The following is a 16,191-nucleotide window of genomic DNA, read 5'->3' as shown; positions in this document are numbered from 1 at the left end:
ATACACTTCCGAGCATGTTTTTTTATAAAGCTGGTTAAGGAAGTTTACATTCATAGAACTTACAGGAGGTGATGGTATGTCGGAACTGGGCCGGCAATTGAAAGAGGCACGTCTGCAAAAAGGGATGAGTCTTGACGATGTCCAGGAAGTAACAAAAATTCGCAAAAAGTATTTGGAAGCCATCGAGTCTGGAGACTACAAGGTGCTTCCAGGAAGTTTTTATGTGAGGGCGTTTATCAAAACGTATGCAGAAGCAGTAGGCATGAGTCCTGACGAACTGCTCGAGGAGCATGGGAACGTACCTGCACCACCCGCAGACACGACCATGGAGACGGTGATTCAAAAGCGCAGCCGTAGACCCGAAACCGAACGGAATGCAAAATGGCTGCCAACGGTGCTGATGTGGACATTCCCTATATTGATTATTGTAGTGATTTACATTTATGCTTCTAGTTTAAACAAAGCAGACCCTGATCAAGTTGATCAAACAAATATCACCAATAATGTGCAGGATCCTAATACAGCACAAACATCTCCACCCGCATCAGGAGGCGGTGTAGTAGCGCCTACTTCCTCGGCAGGTGCAGAAGCAACTACTGAGCCAACTACGGAGCCTACGCCAACACCGACACCAACGCCGTCTCCTCAATCTATCACGGTTACACCAGATGGGAAGTCAGGCAAAACAACGAAATTTAAGGTTACAGCTCCTGCCGGAAGCGAAGTTAAGGTTGAGATTGTTGCATCCGGAGTAAGCTGGCTTGAAGTTTACAAAGGCGAGAACTCTAAAGGTGAAAAACTCTCCTTCGGAAATACAGCAGCAGGAGAAACTATGAACTTCGTTCTGGGCAGTGAAGGCATGTATATTAAGTCTGGGTATTCCCCAGCAACTGAGATTACCGTAAATGGTCAAGTAATCACGGATGAGAAGACGTCCTCACGTCTCCTGCTTAATCTTGACGACGGTTCTGGAAGTGAAGGTACCCAAAGTGAAGGGACAGGCGAATAACAAATAGGATGTATAGACTTTGGCTTTAGGGAGAACATAAGAATGTTTTCAGTTTTAGCCAAAGTGAGGTGTACATCTTATGACAGTTAGCTGGATTGTAGCTGGCCTTGGGGTTGTTGTCAGTCTCATCGGATACTATTTGACACCAGGTGCTTGGGGATACGGAATTCTCGGATTCGGTATTGCACATATTGTGCTAGGAATTCTGGATATGTTTCGTAATCCGGTCCGAAGCAGATAGAAGCTGTAGAAATGAACGTCTCCAACGGCGTACTTCCGGTGGAGACGTGTTTCTACCCTTTGAACCAAACTCACTCGAAGGAAAAGCTCCACTTAGTGGGGCTGTTTTCTATGTCGGGTGAGCTACATAATGATTTATCCAAAATTAGACTTAATAGTACCATTCTCTTATAATAGTAGCAGACTAATTGTATAAAGGACGTGGAGTTTAATGAGTTCAGAATGTTCATTTGATATTGTATCCAAAATGGATATGCAGGAGTTAACGAATGCTATTCACCAAACAGAGAAAGAGATCGACAACCGCTTTGATTTTAAGAACAGCAAAAGCAGTCTGAAGCTGGAGAAAGACGCACTTATAATCGCCTCTGAAGACGAATATAAGCTCAACGCTGTTATTGATATTTTACAATCAAAGATGGTGAAAAGAGGCATTACCCTAAAAAATCTGGATTTCGGTAAAGTAGAACCGGCCTCCCTGGGATCTGTACGTCAACGTTTAGGGCTTAAGCAAGGCATTGATCAGGAGAATGCGAAAAAGATTAATATTCTGATCCGTGATTCAAAATTAAAGGTGAAGAGCCAGATCCAAGGGGATCAAATTCGTGTGACCGGTAAGAGCCGCGACGATTTGCAGCAGATTATTCAGATCTTGCGTAAAGCTGATTTGCCGCTGGATCTACAATTCATGAACATGAAATAGAATTTTGTGCCCCGCAGTGCTTATTAGCACTAACAACGCGGGGTGCTTTCTGTTTTTTTGACACCTATTTATTGCTATAATATACTTGCTTAAGTAGAAATGGATTAGCCTGATTTAGGCAATTTGTATGAACGATTTAGGGGAGGAAAACTTCAGTGAATTTGCCCAACCGCATCACGCTAGCTCGTATTTGCCTGATCCCGATTATGATGTTTTTTTTACTGGTGGATTTCAGTTTTTATCCAGAACCGATACATTGGGGCTCGTTTCAGCTATCTGTTAATCATTTGGTAGCAGCTGTAATCTTTTTGCTTGCGGCCAGCACGGATGGAATAGACGGCTACATTGCTAGGAAATATAATATGGTCACCAATCTCGGTAAACTCCTTGATCCACTTGCGGACAAACTGCTGGTATCTGCAGTTCTGATTTCACTTGTGGAGCTGGGCAGATGCGATTCATGGATTGCTATTGTAATCATCAGTCGTGAGTTTGCAGTCACCGGACTTCGCCAGATTGCATTGCTAGAGGGAAAAGTGGTTGCCGCCAGCAAATGGGGCAAGATAAAGACGGTTGTACAAATTGTTGCGATCTCACTGCTGTTGTTGAATAATTTCCCATTTCAATTTGTCAGTATTCCTGTAGACGATATTGCTATTTGGGCCGCAGCGCTGATCACTATTTATTCTGGAATTGATTATTTTGTGAAGAATAAGGATCTGCTACAGCTGCATAATGCGTAAGCATGTAAGCTGGATATACAAGGAAAGGTAATAGGTGAAGCACCTATTACCTTTTTTGAAATCCAAAAGCAGTGTACCTACATTATAACGAGGAGGCGAAAGCCAGGTATGAAAGCGGAGATTATTGCAGTAGGGACAGAGCTTTTGCTCGGTCAAATCGTGAATAGTAATGCCCAGTTTTTGTCTATCGAGCTAGCTGCCATCGGGATCGATGTATACTTTCAAACCGTTGTCGGTGATAACAGCAGCCGCCTACAGCAAGCCATCGAGATCGCTCAGAGTCGGGCTGACGTTATTATCTTTACGGGCGGAATTGGCCCCACTGAGGATGATCTGACTAAAGACGCACTGGCTGCATCGCTAGGTAGAACGCTCCATATTGATCGTTTGGCGATGGATCATGTACAACGTTTCTTTGATGATCGTAAGATCGTTATGACCGAAAATAACCGCAAACAGGCACTTATAATTGAAGGAACTACACCGTTGCCGAATGAAATCGGTCTTGCGGTTGGGATTGCTTTTGAGCATGAGAAGAAATATTATATTGTGCTTCCAGGTCCACCTCGTGAGATGAAACCGATGTTCGTTGATAAAGCAGTACCGTGGCTACAGCAGCACGCCTTGACGAACGAAACACCGCTTTATTCAAAAATGCTCAAATTTGCCGGCATCGGAGAATCACTGCTGGAGGACAAGCTCATCGAACTGATTCGCAGTCAGACTGATCCAACGATTGCTCCGTATGCCAAAGAGGGAGAGGTAACTGTTCGTATTTCGACAAAGGCCCCTTCTGAGCATGAAGCTACAAAAAAGCTGGAGATACTGGAACAACAAATCAAGGAGATTTTGCCGGAACATTTGTATGCGAACATTGATGTGCCGCTGGAGCAATTGATTGTGGATTGGATGGCGGATGCCGGCCTGACCTTAAGTGCGGCAGAGAGCTGCACCGGAGGTTTGCTGATGGAGAGCATAACAAATATTCCAGGCAGTGCATCGATGTTTGCCGGCGGAATCGTCTGCTATTCGAATGACCTAAAGAAAAAGCTACTGAATGTGCCAAGTGCTTATTTGGAGGGACCCAATGCTCCTGGAGCCGTAAGTCGAGAAGTTGCCGAGGTGTTGGCTGACCAAGTGAGAATGATTGCAGACAGCGATTTCGGCTTATCTGTTACGGGTGTGGCTGGACCGGGTTATTCTGAGCGCAAGCCTGTTGGACTTGTATTTATCGGCTTGGCTGAACGGGGACGTAAGACAGAGGTCTATGAGCTTAATCTTAAAGGTACACGGGAAAATATCCGGTTGCGTACTGTAAAGGCTCTGCTGTATCGTCTGTGGCGGAGACTTGAGGAACGCAAGGTGGAGACACCTCTTGAGGGTTCAGACTTGTAATGGGAGATTAGCCCAGTTATAATAAACACATACGGAAGAACCGTGGCACTGAGATTTCTTTGCTGCGGTTTTTTGTATATTTGCAGAGATTTTGATCACGATGACTACTCATGATCATAAGTCGTTGATGTCCGGTGAAGTGGGGAATTTAATTAACTTCTATCTCCGGAGGGAGGCTTACAATAAAAGGGATAAATAACGCCCAAGACAAAAAAAACGAATGTATGTTCGAAAAAAAGCTTGGCAAGACCTTAAAAACACGTTATTATATTACTATAAACAGTGAAGGAAGTGGTCTGATTGTCAGATCGTCGTGCAGCGCTTGATATGGCGCTTCGTCAAATAGAAAAACAATTTGGTAAAGGTTCGGTAATGAAACTGGGAGAATCCACGCATATGCAAGTGGAAGTTGTACCTAGCGGATCTTTGGCACTTGATATTGCGTTAGGTATAGGCGGACTTCCAAAGGGACGTATTATTGAAGTATATGGACCGGAATCTTCAGGTAAAACAACAGTTGCTCTTCATGCTATTGCAGAAGTGCAAAGACAAGGCGGACAAGCTGCATTTATCGATGCCGAGCATGCGCTTGATCCGAAATATGCACGTAACTTGGGCGTAAATATCGATGAGTTGCTGCTTTCTCAGCCAGACACGGGTGAACAAGCGCTGGAAATCGCCGAAGCACTCGTTCGTAGTGGAGCCGTTGATATTATTGTCGTTGACTCCGTTGCTGCTTTGGTACCTAAGGCTGAAATTGAAGGCGATATGGGTGATTCCCACGTCGGATTGCAGGCTCGCTTGATGTCTCAAGCACTTCGTAAGCTTTCTGGTGCCATTAGCAAATCCAATACGATCGCTATCTTTATCAACCAGCTTCGTGAGAAGATCGGTGTTATGTTCGGTAACCCTGAGACAACTCCGGGTGGTCGTGCATTGAAATTCTACTCTTCTGTACGTTTAGATGTACGTCGCGTAGAGAGCATCAAGATGGGGAACGATGTGGTTGGTAACCGTACTAAGATCAAGATTGTGAAGAATAAAGTAGCCCCTCCTTTTAAACAGGCTGATGTTGATATTATGTACGGTGAAGGGATTTCCAAAGAGGGAAGTCTTGTAGATATCGGTACTGAAATGGATATCGTGAATAAGAGTGGTGCATGGTATTCCTACGAAGGCGAGCGTCTCGGTCAAGGCCGTGAGAATGCTAAACAGTTTTTGAAGGAACATCAGGATATTGCCCTTATTATTGAGAATAAGATCCGTGAAGCAAGTAATTTATCCACTATTGTTGCTGCGCCGAAGAATGAAGATATTATTGCAGAGCAAGAAGAAGAAGAGAAATTGCTTCTCGAAATCGAATAGTATATTAAGCAATAGGACGCCCTGTGATTGATTGTTGCAGGGTGTCTTTTCTTAACAAGTAACGAAAGTAAGACGATAACCGATCTATTGCTACGAGGTGACAAACAACTATGGTAATACAACTGGATTTTGAAGCAGAAGAACAAGATGAGCAGGTGTTATCTGATTTTCCTGAAGGAGAACTCTTAGAGATCACTAAAGTAGAACGTCAAAAGAAATCTGACCACCGTTATATCATACATTTCGGAGCATATAACATGACTGTGCACGAGGACGTCATGATTAAATATCGAATGATTACTAGTAATTCTTTTATGAAGGCTGATTTGGTGGAAATTGTTGTAGCTGATGAGCGTCAACGAGCTTATGTAGAAGGCCTCCGTTATCTAGAACGTAAACCACGCACCGCTATGGAAATGACTCGCCGTTTACGCCAGAAGGAAATAGGAGAGACTATTATTGCGGAAGTGGTGCAGCGGCTGCAGGAGGAAAGACTTCTTGATGACCCTTTATATGCTAAGCAATGGGCAGAGCAACGAATAGCGAACCAGCGGAAAGGGAAGATGTGGATTCGACAAGAGCTACGTGAGAAAGGGATAGACAAAACCCTTATATCGGAAGCTTTGGAGAATATTACTCCTGAACAAGAGCTGGAGAGTGCACTCGAAACTGGGCGCAAGAAATGGAATCTCATCCGTGGAGAAGCTTCAGATAAGCGAAGAAAGACTGGAGCCTTCCTTATGCGCCGTGGATTTTCGGGCGATATGGTTCGCCAAGTGATCAATACTTTACTTGCGGAAGACAATTATGAAGGTGAAGATGAGGAGTTTTACTAGAATCACTGATTCTCTTGACATTAATGCGTATATCGACTCTCTTGACAATGTCTTTTTATAAATAATAAAATATAACATGAATCGGCATAAAATTAGAATCCTTTTTCCTTCCCAAAAAGGAGACTGTTTTAAACGGTTCACGTACAACTCATATGAAATGTAATCGCCGGATAAGGCGGGCAGTGTGCATGTGCAGCATGTGCAGTATGGCAATCGGTTGTTTACCGGTTTTTTGTATGGTGATGAACGGATAGTTAAACAACTGCACAATTCCCAGGGATATACCTTGGAGAGGAACCAACGAGGAGGTGAACAGATGCTGGAATCATGGATCTGGGTCATTATCGTTCTCGTTGTAGCTGCAATATTCTTTGGGTTCGGTTATTTTATTCGTAAATCCCTTGCAGAAGCTAAAATCCAAAGCGCAGAAAGAGAAGCCGTTGTCATCGTTGAGAATGCGAAGAAGGACGCTGAGGCGCTGAAGAAAGAAACAGTATTGGAAGCTAAGGACGAAGTCCATAGAATCCGTACTGAAGCTGAGAAAGAAACTCGTGAACGTCGGAATGAAATCCAACGGCAAGAGAGACGTTTGCTGCAAAAGGAAGAATCTCTGGATAAAAAAATGGAATCGCTTGAAAGAAAAGAAGAACAAGTAGCTAACAAAGAGAAACGAATTGATGAAACCCAACAGCAAATTGATGTTATTTACAAAAACCAAGTCACTGAATTGGAACGTATCTCCAATTTAAGCATCGAAGATGCAAGAAGTATCATTCTTAGCAATGTTGAGCAAGAAGTTCGCCATGAAACGGCACAAATGATCAAAGAAATTGAACAGCAGGCGAAAGAAGAAGCGGATAAGAAATCCCGTGAAATCATCACACTCGCTATCCAACGCTGTGCAGCTGATCATGTAGCGGAAACAACGGTTTCAGTTGTTACGTTGCCGAATGAAGAGATGAAAGGTCGGATTATCGGTCGTGAAGGCCGTAATATTCGTGCTTTGGAAACTCTTACAGGTATCGACCTCATTATTGATGATACGCCGGAAGCAGTTATTTTGTCAGGATTTGATCCAATCCGCCGTGAAGTGGCCCGTACGGCACTTGAGAAATTGGTGGCTGATGGACGTATTCACCCCGCTCGTATTGAAGAGATGGTGGAGAAATCCCGCAAAGAAGTGGACGAACGGATTCGGGAATATGGTGAACAAGCTACTTTCGAAGTGGGCGTTCACGGTTTGCATCCAGATTTGATCAAGATTCTGGGGCGTCTGAAATTCCGTACAAGCTATGGTCAAAATGTATTGAAGCACTCCATGGAGGTTGCTTATTTAACAGGACTGATGGCCGGTGAGCTTGGGGAAGACATCGTGCTTGCAAAACGTGCAGGATTACTCCATGATATCGGCAAAGCGCTGGATCATGAAGTGGAAGGTTCGCATGTTGAGATCGGCGTTGAACTAGCGAAGAAATATAAAGAACATCCGGTTGTTATCAACAGTATCGCATCTCATCATGGAGACTGCGAAGCTACCTCGGTTATTGCTATGTTGGTTGGTGCCGCTGACGCATTGTCGGCTGCTAGACCTGGTGCTCGCCGTGAAACACTGGAAACGTATATTAAACGTCTAGAGAAACTGGAAGAAATCTCAGAGTCATTCGAAGGCGTTGAGAAATCATTTGCTATTCAAGCGGGCCGTGAGGTGCGCGTGATGGTACAGCCAGAGAAGATTGACGATGCAGAGGCATTCCGTCTTGCTCGCGATATTACGAAGATGATTGAAAGTGAACTGGATTATCCAGGACATATCAAGGTTACCGTTATTCGTGAGACACGGGCTGTCGAATACGCTAAATAGGCAATAAGTAGATAACATACGCTTCGGAAATAACGATATTTATGATCGTTTCCTGGTATATGTTTCTGCTAGGAATATAAGGTTAAAGGATAAGATATAACTTATACTTTCTTATATTTGATGAAAATTGGCCCCTAAGCGGGGCCTTTTTTCTTTTAAATATGAAGACTTTTCCGCTAGATGCAGAGGTTAAGATTAGGAGGAGAGAAACATTAAAGTACTATTCATTGGAGATATCGTAGGTAGTGTAGGCAGGAAGGCACTTCGGGAGATGTTGCCCTCATTAAAAAGCAAATATCAACCACATATAATCATAGTTAACGGTGAAAATTCTGCTGCCGGTAGAGGTATTACTAAAGCGATCGCAAATGAATTTTTTAACTGGGGTGTTCACGGAATCACCATGGGCAATCACACATGGGACAACAAGGATATCTTCGAGTTTATCGACGACGAGGCCCGGATTATCCGTCCTGCTAATTTTCCTCCAGGAACACCGGGAAGAGGATATACAGTTGTTAAAGGTAACGGCAAAGAGCTGGCAATAGTTAACTTGCAAGGCCGTACATTTTTGCCTGCGATTGATTGTCCTTTCCGTGTGGGTGAAGAAATTGTGGAAGAGCTACGTAGAGATCATAAATGCATTCTCGTTGATTTCCATGCAGAGGTTACCTCTGAGAAAATCGCCATGGGCTATTTCATGGATGGTCGCGCATCAATTGTAGTAGGGACCCATACTCACGTTCAGACGAATGATGATGTGATTTTGCCGGGTGGAACGGCTTACTTGACCGATGCGGGCATGGTTGGTTCAAGCGAAGGGATTCTGGGTATGGAAAGAGATGCAGTACTTTATAAGTTCACTACACAGCTTCCAGCACGATTTGTTGTTGATGAAGGCAAATGGCAGCTTCACGGTTTATTTGCAGAGTTAGATGAGAATACTGGCGCGGCTATCCGTCTGGAGAAAATACGGCTACGTGAAGATGAATGGGTAATGAGCTAGTAGTAGGATAAGATAAGTGATTTTCCGGGTAATTTCGCCGAATAAGGGTAAAGTGTGATATTTATTATATCGAAAAAGAGTATCTATTGTACCATTTTCTCCAGAGTAGTCCGCAAAAAGAAGGAATTATTTCTTCTCTCGCGAATAACATCTAAAGTAGTGGAAGAACACCATTATTTTCCCAGGGGAGGTACTTACTATGGATGTATTAAAAGTATCAGCTAAATCCAATCCAAATTCCGTCGCCGGCGCTTTAGCAGGTGTTCTTCGTGAACGTGGATCGGCCGAATTACAAGCTATTGGAGCTGGAGCACTGAATCAAGCAGTCAAAGCAGTTGCCATTGCCCGGGGATTTGTTGCACCAAGCGGAGTAGATTTGATCTGCATTCCGGCATTTACAGACATTGTGATTGATGGAGAGGATCGAACCGCGATTAAATTGATTGTAGAACCCAGATAATAGAAGCATAGAACGGATGAACCTGTTTACTTATGTAAACAGGTTTTTTGCTTTTCGTATATAGTCTGGCGTTTTTAAGCATAGAATCTGGAATAGGGCTGCATGAAAGCGAGGGCTTGGGATGAGAACCGATAAGCTACAGGTTGCGGATTTTCATTGTGATGTGCTGAGTAAAATGCAAGCATCACCAGATATGGATTTTAAGAATGATCCTCGGCTGGATGTTACCGGAGAGCGGCTGGTAGCGGGCGGTGTGGAATTGCAGATTTTTGCAATATACCTTTCGGCAAGTAGAGGAAGACCTAGCTTTGAGAATGTTTTAGGACAAATTGATTTGTTCCGGCAAAAAATAATAGGCGCAGAGAGCCTTCAGTGGCTGCGTTGGAAGGAGGAGGTAGGAAAACGAACAACTGGAGCATCTGCATGGGGAATGCTCTCTCTGGAGGGTGTAGACGGTCTAGAAGGGAACTTGTTTTATGCACAGCTCTGTTTTGAGCTTGGCGTGCGGTTTTTGGGAATCACTTGGAATTATGCTAATTGGGCAGCGGATGGTGTACTGGAGCAGCGCAACGGCGGATTTACGGAAAAAGGGCGAATGCTGATCGAATGGTGCAACGACAGTGGAATGCTGCTTGATGTGTCGCATTTGTCTCAGGCAGGTTTTTGGGAGCTAGCCGACTTAAGCACACGTCCGTTTATAGCTTCCCATTCGAACGCCGCAGCAATCTGTGGGCATGTTAGAAATTTAAATGATGAACAGATTAAAGCTTTGATTGCAATGGACGGAAGAATGGGCCTGACCTTTTATCCGTGGTTTGTATGTGATGATGGAAAAGCTCGTATGGATGATTTATTAAAGCATATTGATCATGTATGTAGTCTGGGTGGCGAGAAACATATGATGTTTGGTTCGGATTTTGACGGCATTGACACTTGGGTAGAGAACATGGAGCATCCGGGAAAATACCCTGAGCTCGCGGAGCACCTGCTTCGTTACTATCCAGAAGCTTCCGTAAAAGGTTGGTTATATGAGAATGCGGTCTCCTACCTGCGCACAAACTTACCTTCTCAGGTGTCTAAATCATGACAATCCTGCTCTAAAAGTATGAATTGTCGAAAAAAAGGCCCTCGTTATGATGTGGGGCTTTTTATTTTTGGTTAAGAAGATGTATAATGGTTAATGGCTTGTACAGATACTAGAGAAAATACAAGGAGTGACTTTACTATGAGTAAGACTGTACCCGTAGGTGTGTCGGCTAGACATATTCACCTTACGCAAGAGCATGTGGAGGCTTTGTTTGGCCCAGGATATCAACTAACGGAGTTCAAACCCCTCTCTCAACCAGGACAGTTTGCAGCAAATGAGCAAGTAGCAGTTATCGGCAGCAAAGGTAAATTTGACAAAGTAAGAATTTTGGGACCTGCTCGTCCGGCTTCCCAATTAGAAATTTCCCGTACTGACTCCTTCGCACTTGGCGTGAAAGCTCCAGTTCGCGAATCTGGAAATATTGATGGAACACCTGGCATTACGCTTAAAGGACCTGCTGGCGAAGTAGAATTGGAACAAGGCGTTATCATCGCCGCTCGTCACATTCACTTCCATACTTCTGAAGCTGAAGCTTGGGGCATTGCTGATAAGCAATTGCTTAAAGTTCGCCTCGGAGGCGACCGTGGTCTCGTATTGGAGAACGTAATTGCACGCGTATCAGACAGCTTTAAACTGGATATGCATATTGACACTGACGAAGCTAACGCTGCAGGTGCCAACAACGGCGATACTGCTGAAATCGTAGAATAGTCATCATAGTTATAGCAAAGATAAGAAGCGGGGGAGAAATCCTCCGCTTTTTTTGCGTGTCTGATCGGCGTGCTGTAAGGATTGCGTGGCTGATCGGCGTGCTGTAAGGATTGTGTGGCTGATCTGTGTGCTTTAAGGAATGCGTGTCTGATCTGCGTGCTATAAGGATTGCGTGTCTGCTCGGCGTGCTGTAAGGATTGCGTGTCTGATCGGCGTGCTGTAAGGATTGTGTGTCTGATCGGCGTGCTGTAAGGATTGTGTGGTTGATCTGTGTGCTATAAGGAATGCGTGTCTGATCTACGTGCTGTAAGGATTGCGTGGTTTACCCGACGGCTTGTACTTATCGGACTGTATTGCAGCTATTTCAGCATTTTGATCTATTTTGCCAAGGTTTCGGACTGCATAGCTCTTATTGCCTTATATTTGTACTGAATTGGGCTTCGAAGGTGTGAATAACTGCATCTGAGTCCGATAGCATGTCCAAAATCCACGAATTTTCAAAATAAGGGCGTCTGAGTCCGATGGCTCAGCAGTCTCCAGGCTCAACAGGCTCAACAGGCTCAACAGTCTCAGCAGACTCAGCAGGCTCAACAGTCTCAACAGTCTCAGCAGGCTCAGCAGGATCAACAGGCTCAACAAAAGATACGCCGCAGGATAAATTGAGGAGGAGTATTTTACGGTTAGTAAAAATATTTTTGTAAGAGCAGAACGGATAGTATCCTGAAATGGATTATTAATGAAAATTGGTGTGATGATAAAGAAAATCTATTATTATGTAACTTATTGTGTTATGATTATGGTTTATGACGTGACAAAAGGATTTATTGTTAAGAATATATGTATTAGAAATTAAGGAGACCCAATGACATTTAATGAACTGAATATTGTGCCTGCAATTTTGAAGGCTTTAAGCAAAGAAAACTATACATCACCTACACCAATACAGGAGCAGTCGATTCCAGCTGTATTAGCGGGTAGAGATTTACTTGGATGCGCGCAAACGGGAACAGGAAAAACAGCTGCATTTTCCGTGCCTATTATTCAATTGCTAAGCGAACAATCGAGCCCAAACAAATCCAATAATGTGCGACGCATTCGCTCGTTGATTTTAACACCGACAAGAGAACTAGCGATTCAAATTGCTGATAACATAAAAGCGTATAGCCAATATACAGATATCCGCTCTGCTGCCATTGTTGGCGGTGTGTCACAGAAAGTGCAAGAGCGCGCACTGAATCAAGGTGCCGATATTCTTATTGCTACCCCTGGTAGACTTATCGACCTGATCAATCAGAAACGTGTAGATCTGCAATATGTACAAATTTTAGTTCTGGATGAAGCTGACCGGATGCTGGATATGGGCTTTATTCATGATGTGAAACGAATCATCGCCAAAATGCCTACGAAGAAGCAAACTCTGTTTTTCTCGGCAACGATGCCAACTGAGATTTCTAAATTGATCAAAACATTGCTTGTGAATCCAGTGAAGGTAGAAATCACACCCGTGTCATCTACTGCGGATAGAATCAATCAATCGATCTATTTATTAGAGAACGGAAATAAGCAAAACCAATTGAACCTGCTGTTACAGGATAAATCCATCGTCTCAGCATTGGTGTTTACTCGTACCAAACGTGGTGCAGACCGTGTTACCCGCGATCTGGCTAAAGTGAACATTGCTGCTCAAGCCATACACGGCAATAAATCTCAAAATGATCGCCAGAACGCTTTGCGAAATTTTAAAAGCGGTGCGACTCGTGTTCTCGTAGCTACGGATATAGCTGCCCGGGGAATTGATATTGATGAGCTGTCTCACGTAATCAACTTCAACTTACCGAACATTCCGGAAACCTATGTGCACCGGATCGGTCGTACAGGCAGAGCGGGATTGAGCGGAACGGCAATTTCTTTTTGCGAAGCTGAAGAGCTTCCTTTCCTTAAAGATATTGAAAAATTGATTGGAAAATCGATTCCGGAAGTTAAGGACCATCCGTATCCGATGTCTCGTAAAACGCAAATGAAGACAGATCGTTCGGCGAAACCGTCAGGTTCGAAAGCAGCAGCTTCGAGACCATCGTCTTCCAGACCGTCGAATTCCAAACCAGCAACTGCTAAACCTGCGGCAACAAAACCGGCAGCAACAAAATCAGCGGCATCTAAACCAGCTAAAGCAAAACCTAAGTCTAACCCTCCATTGAAGCCAAAGTCCGAGTGGTTCACAAAAGGAAGACAAAAAACGAGCAGCAGATAAGTTAGTTTGAATGCGTATCGTTTCTATAGCAAAATAAAAAAAACCGTCAGAGTAAATCTGATGGTTTCTTATGTTTTATTTCCTGATAATTTACAACAAAAAACAGCCGCTAAACAGTTCCTCACTGTACAACGGCTGTTGTTATATCATTTATGCGGTTGCTTCAATTGTATTGTCCTGAACATAGGGGCTCAGTTCTTGCTGAAGTCCTGCGCTGATGGAAGTCATAGGGAGGCGAAGCGTATCCGAGGACAGTAGGCCGTTTTGGCTAAGCATCCATTTAATTGGAGCGGGATTCGATTCCTTGAACAATAGGCGGATGATCGGCAGTAGTTGTTCAAAGCTTTCTTTAGCGAAGTCCACTTGACCAGATGTAAAGGCTTCAAAGATACGAAGGCATTCTGCCGGGAAAACGTTGGCAGTAGCGAGCATCCCCCCAGCTGCTCCGCAGCTAAGCATTTCATAAAAGAGGGAATCATCGCCGCCAAGCACAGGTTTAGCACCTGTACGGACTAACTCTGTAACCATTTTTGTACTGCCTGAGCAGTCTTTTAAACCGACAACATTATTCATTTCTAGGATTGTACGTGCAGTATCTACCGTCATGGCCGTACCTGTACGACTTGGAATATCATAAGCCATGATTGGTATGCCTACTTCTGCTGCTTTGCGGAAATGGGCAATGATACCCTCTTGTGAAGGACGACTATAATAAGGTACGACTACTAGTGCACAATCAGCACCAAGGTTTGCAGCAATTTCCGTGCGTGCAACCGTAGAGGCTGTATCATTGGTACCTGTACCAACTACTAAGGGGATTGATGTGGATTGTAGAAGCTCACGGGAAGTGTTTACTAGAAGCTGCATTTCATTTACGGTTACAGTGGGCGATTCTCCGGTGGTTCCATTAACGACCAGACCTTGTATGCTGTTGTTAATAATGTTCTTTACATAACGCTGATACGAATCCAAATCAACTTCACCAGCAGCATTGAACGGGGTGACCACGGGGACATAAACTCCATAAATCTGTTGTTCTGTAAGCATAAATTATCGGCCTCCAAAATATTTTAATTCCTCTACATACACTTTACCATGGAAAGTAGCATCGTCGTTAGCTATAATAAATGATATGGATCATCAAAAATATTGATGTTAGGGTGAGGTAATGGATTTAACCTATTTACGAACCTTCCGCGAGGTGGCTAAACGTCAGAGCTTTACGCGAGCTGCTGAAGAATTGGGATATGCACAATCAAGTGTGACGATGCAGATACAGAAGATAGAGAAGGAATATGGAGTACCTTTAATAGAGAGGCATGGCCGTCAGCTGCGGCTTACCCCGCCAGGAGAAGAGTTATTGAAGCTGTTCGTGGAGATTTTGGATTTATATGATCGTTCAAAAGAAACCATCGCCCAGCAAATCGGAGGTACGTTAACTATTGGGACAATAGATTCTTTAGCGGCCTTTTATTTACCTCCTTACCTGCAGCAGCTAAGGACTAAATTTCCGAAGCTGGATATTCATCTGCAAACGATGCAGGAAGCTAATCTTCTTGCCAAAATAAAAGATGGCGAAGTAGATCTAGGCTTAATGTTGGATCGCACCACTGCGGATTCCATCCTTGAGCGTACGATCGTCAGAGATGAGCCACTTGTTTTGATAGCTCCCATTCATCATCCGCTTGCCCAGATGGATACGGTAACCCTACAGGATCTGAATAACTGTGAGCTAATAGTCTCGGAGGAAAGCTGTATTTACCGGAGTTTGTTCGAGAATTTGTTAAAAGAGCACGGGATCATATTCCGCATAGGTTTTGAGCTTTCGAATCTGGAGGCCATTAAACGTTGTGTAATGAATGGTCTTGGAATTGCTTTGTTACCAAAAATCGTGGCAGAGGAAGAAATTGAACGGGGAAGCTTGGCTGAGCTGTCCTTTGTTCATCCCGAAATTCACTTTGATCTGCAGCTTCTGATGCACCCTAAGAAGTGGAAATCACAACCACTGCAATTTTTAATCCAAATGCTGTTTGCAAATCATTAGTTTATTCCCATCAGGGTCTTTTACTACAAACCATTTTTGATCTTGAATTTCGGTTACTATATCTACACCGAGCTCCTTTATATAGTTGAAAGAGGTTTGCAGATCATCGGTTATAAGCATAAGAGCAGGTGTTGTAATTGGAGGAGCCCCTTCAGGCTCTAAACCTCCCCACATGGGCATGGTGTCCAGAATGATCCCAGTGCTTCCTTGCATAGTTAACGGACATAAATGACCGTTTATAATCGAATGATCTGCTTCTTGGAGTCCTAGGACTTGGCAATACCAGTTACGGGCTTTTTCAATATCGTGTACGGGGATAAATACACTGCCAATCAAATTCTTAATGGGACTTGTTGCTGAAGAATTTACAATGGACTGTGCTTGTTCATGCATTTGAATCCCTCCAGAGAAGATGCTAGACCTTTATTTGTAATTTATGTATCTAATCTATTTAAAACATAGAATCATCCTATGTGCAAG

The 16,191-nt window shown here is 43.7% G+C and carries 16 protein-coding genes; 14 read left to right on the top strand and 2 right to left on the bottom strand.

All coding sequences use genetic code 11. The features are described 5' to 3' along the window. Positions 1 to 76: 76 nt before the first annotated feature. The 13 genes from MKY14_RS09320 (at position 77) to MKY14_RS09260 (ending at position 13,667) form a co-directional block, all read left to right on the top strand. Positions 77 to 1,009 carry a helix-turn-helix domain-containing protein gene (locus MKY14_RS09320; protein WP_339187533.1) on the top strand — a complete coding sequence of 311 codons (933 nt, stop codon included), beginning with the start codon at positions 77 to 79 and terminating at the stop codon, positions 1,007 to 1,009. A gap of 79 nt (positions 1,010 to 1,088) precedes the next feature. Continuing rightward, positions 1,089 to 1,250: a hypothetical protein gene (locus MKY14_RS09315; RefSeq protein ID WP_169744781.1), complete on the top strand. Its 162-nt coding sequence runs from the start codon at positions 1,089 to 1,091 to the stop codon at positions 1,248 to 1,250. Positions 1,251 to 1,460: 210 nt separating this feature from the next. Further along, positions 1,461 to 1,952: a YajQ family cyclic di-GMP-binding protein gene (locus MKY14_RS09310; protein ID WP_076127877.1), complete on the top strand. Its 492-nt coding sequence runs from the start codon at positions 1,461 to 1,463 to the stop codon at positions 1,950 to 1,952. A 155-nt stretch (positions 1,953 to 2,107) separates the two neighbouring features. Next, complete coding sequence (gene pgsA / locus MKY14_RS09305) at positions 2,108 to 2,695, top strand: CDP-diacylglycerol--glycerol-3-phosphate 3-phosphatidyltransferase (protein WP_036688397.1); 588 nt, start codon at positions 2,108 to 2,110, stop codon at positions 2,693 to 2,695. A gap of 108 nt (positions 2,696 to 2,803) precedes the next feature. Then, complete coding sequence (locus MKY14_RS09300) at positions 2,804 to 4,090, top strand: competence/damage-inducible protein A (RefSeq protein WP_036688393.1); 1,287 nt, start codon at positions 2,804 to 2,806, stop codon at positions 4,088 to 4,090. A 300-nt stretch (positions 4,091 to 4,390) separates the two neighbouring features. Further along, on the top strand, positions 4,391 to 5,455 hold the full coding sequence (gene recA / locus MKY14_RS09295) for a recombinase RecA (RefSeq protein ID WP_076127879.1): 1,065 nt from the start codon (positions 4,391 to 4,393) through the stop codon (positions 5,453 to 5,455). A gap of 110 nt (positions 5,456 to 5,565) precedes the next feature. Beyond that, complete coding sequence (locus MKY14_RS09290; RefSeq protein WP_340976367.1) at positions 5,566 to 6,291, top strand: regulatory protein RecX; 726 nt, start codon at positions 5,566 to 5,568, stop codon at positions 6,289 to 6,291. A 316-nt stretch (positions 6,292 to 6,607) separates the two neighbouring features. Next, the gene (gene rny / locus MKY14_RS09285) at positions 6,608 to 8,152 is read left to right on the top strand and encodes a ribonuclease Y (RefSeq protein ID WP_370510565.1); all 1,545 of its coding nucleotides are present in this window, start codon (positions 6,608 to 6,610) and stop codon (positions 8,150 to 8,152) included. Positions 8,153 to 8,363: 211 nt separating this feature from the next. Beyond that, positions 8,364 to 9,158: a TIGR00282 family metallophosphoesterase gene (locus MKY14_RS09280; RefSeq protein WP_076218617.1), complete on the top strand. Its 795-nt coding sequence runs from the start codon at positions 8,364 to 8,366 to the stop codon at positions 9,156 to 9,158. Positions 9,159 to 9,357: 199 nt separating this feature from the next. Continuing rightward, positions 9,358 to 9,618 carry a stage V sporulation protein S gene (locus MKY14_RS09275; RefSeq protein ID WP_019910496.1) on the top strand — a complete coding sequence of 87 codons (261 nt, stop codon included), beginning with the start codon at positions 9,358 to 9,360 and terminating at the stop codon, positions 9,616 to 9,618. Positions 9,619 to 9,739: 121 nt separating this feature from the next. Further along, a complete protein-coding gene (locus MKY14_RS09270) occupies positions 9,740 to 10,705 on the top strand; it encodes a dipeptidase (RefSeq protein ID WP_076281618.1) in 966 nt (321 codons plus the stop codon). 138 nt (positions 10,706 to 10,843) lie between these two features. Beyond that, the gene (gene pduL, locus MKY14_RS09265; protein WP_036688383.1) at positions 10,844 to 11,416 is read left to right on the top strand and encodes a phosphate propanoyltransferase; all 573 of its coding nucleotides are present in this window, start codon (positions 10,844 to 10,846) and stop codon (positions 11,414 to 11,416) included. Between the two features lie 862 nt (positions 11,417 to 12,278). Then, positions 12,279 to 13,667 (top strand): DEAD/DEAH box helicase, encoded by a 1,389-nt coding sequence (locus tag MKY14_RS09260; protein WP_081383205.1) that lies wholly within the window; start codon positions 12,279 to 12,281, stop codon positions 13,665 to 13,667. A gap of 150 nt (positions 13,668 to 13,817) precedes the next feature. On the opposite strand, the gene dapA is transcribed toward MKY14_RS09260, so the two are convergent. Further along, positions 13,818 to 14,714: a 4-hydroxy-tetrahydrodipicolinate synthase gene (gene dapA, locus MKY14_RS09255; RefSeq protein ID WP_076179900.1), complete on the bottom strand. Its 897-nt coding sequence runs from the start codon at positions 14,712 to 14,714 to the stop codon at positions 13,818 to 13,820. 121 nt (positions 14,715 to 14,835) lie between these two features. Between dapA and MKY14_RS09250 the strand changes: the two genes are divergently transcribed. Continuing rightward, positions 14,836 to 15,711: a LysR family transcriptional regulator gene (locus MKY14_RS09250; RefSeq protein ID WP_076127886.1), complete on the top strand. Its 876-nt coding sequence runs from the start codon at positions 14,836 to 14,838 to the stop codon at positions 15,709 to 15,711. Here the strand turns inward: MKY14_RS09250 and MKY14_RS09245 are convergent. Next, positions 15,682 to 16,104 (bottom strand): VOC family protein, encoded by a 423-nt coding sequence (locus MKY14_RS09245; RefSeq protein WP_340976366.1) that lies wholly within the window; start codon positions 16,102 to 16,104, stop codon positions 15,682 to 15,684. The two genes, MKY14_RS09250 and MKY14_RS09245, sit on opposite strands and share 30 nt — an antisense overlap. Between the last annotated feature and the right edge of the window lie 87 nt (positions 16,105 to 16,191).

Source organism: Paenibacillus sp. FSL R5-0887 (genome assembly GCF_038002305.1).
Lineage (GTDB): Bacteria > Bacillota > Bacilli > Paenibacillales > Paenibacillaceae > Paenibacillus_AQ > Paenibacillus_AQ odorifer.
Note: the sequence above shows the minus strand (reverse complement) of the source record. Positions and strands in the feature narration are given on the sequence as shown.

Excerpts from the sequence above, each read along its gene's own strand:
- rny (WP_370510565.1), top strand. The coding sequence starts at position 6,608 with ATGCTGGAATCATGGATCTGGGTCATTATCGTTCTCGTTGTAGCTGCA.
- MKY14_RS09320 (WP_339187533.1), top strand. The coding sequence starts at position 77 with ATGTCGGAACTGGGCCGGCAATTGAAAGAGGCACGTCTGCAAAAAGGG.
- MKY14_RS09275 (WP_019910496.1), top strand. The coding sequence starts at position 9,358 with ATGGATGTATTAAAAGTATCAGCTAAATCCAATCCAAATTCCGTCGCC.
- dapA (WP_076179900.1), bottom strand. The coding sequence starts at position 14,714 with ATGCTTACAGAACAACAGATTTATGGAGTTTATGTCCCCGTGGTCACC.
- MKY14_RS09245 (WP_340976366.1), bottom strand. The coding sequence starts at position 16,104 with ATGCATGAACAAGCACAGTCCATTGTAAATTCTTCAGCAACAAGTCCC.
- MKY14_RS09310 (WP_076127877.1), top strand. The coding sequence starts at position 1,461 with ATGAGTTCAGAATGTTCATTTGATATTGTATCCAAAATGGATATGCAG.
- MKY14_RS09260 (WP_081383205.1), top strand. The coding sequence starts at position 12,279 with ATGACATTTAATGAACTGAATATTGTGCCTGCAATTTTGAAGGCTTTA.
- MKY14_RS09250 (WP_076127886.1), top strand. The coding sequence starts at position 14,836 with ATGGATTTAACCTATTTACGAACCTTCCGCGAGGTGGCTAAACGTCAG.
- MKY14_RS09300 (WP_036688393.1), top strand. The coding sequence starts at position 2,804 with ATGAAAGCGGAGATTATTGCAGTAGGGACAGAGCTTTTGCTCGGTCAA.
- pduL (WP_036688383.1), top strand. The coding sequence starts at position 10,844 with ATGAGTAAGACTGTACCCGTAGGTGTGTCGGCTAGACATATTCACCTT.
- MKY14_RS09270 (WP_076281618.1), top strand. The coding sequence starts at position 9,740 with ATGAGAACCGATAAGCTACAGGTTGCGGATTTTCATTGTGATGTGCTG.
- MKY14_RS09315 (WP_169744781.1), top strand. The coding sequence starts at position 1,089 with ATGACAGTTAGCTGGATTGTAGCTGGCCTTGGGGTTGTTGTCAGTCTC.
- MKY14_RS09290 (WP_340976367.1), top strand. The coding sequence starts at position 5,566 with ATGGTAATACAACTGGATTTTGAAGCAGAAGAACAAGATGAGCAGGTG.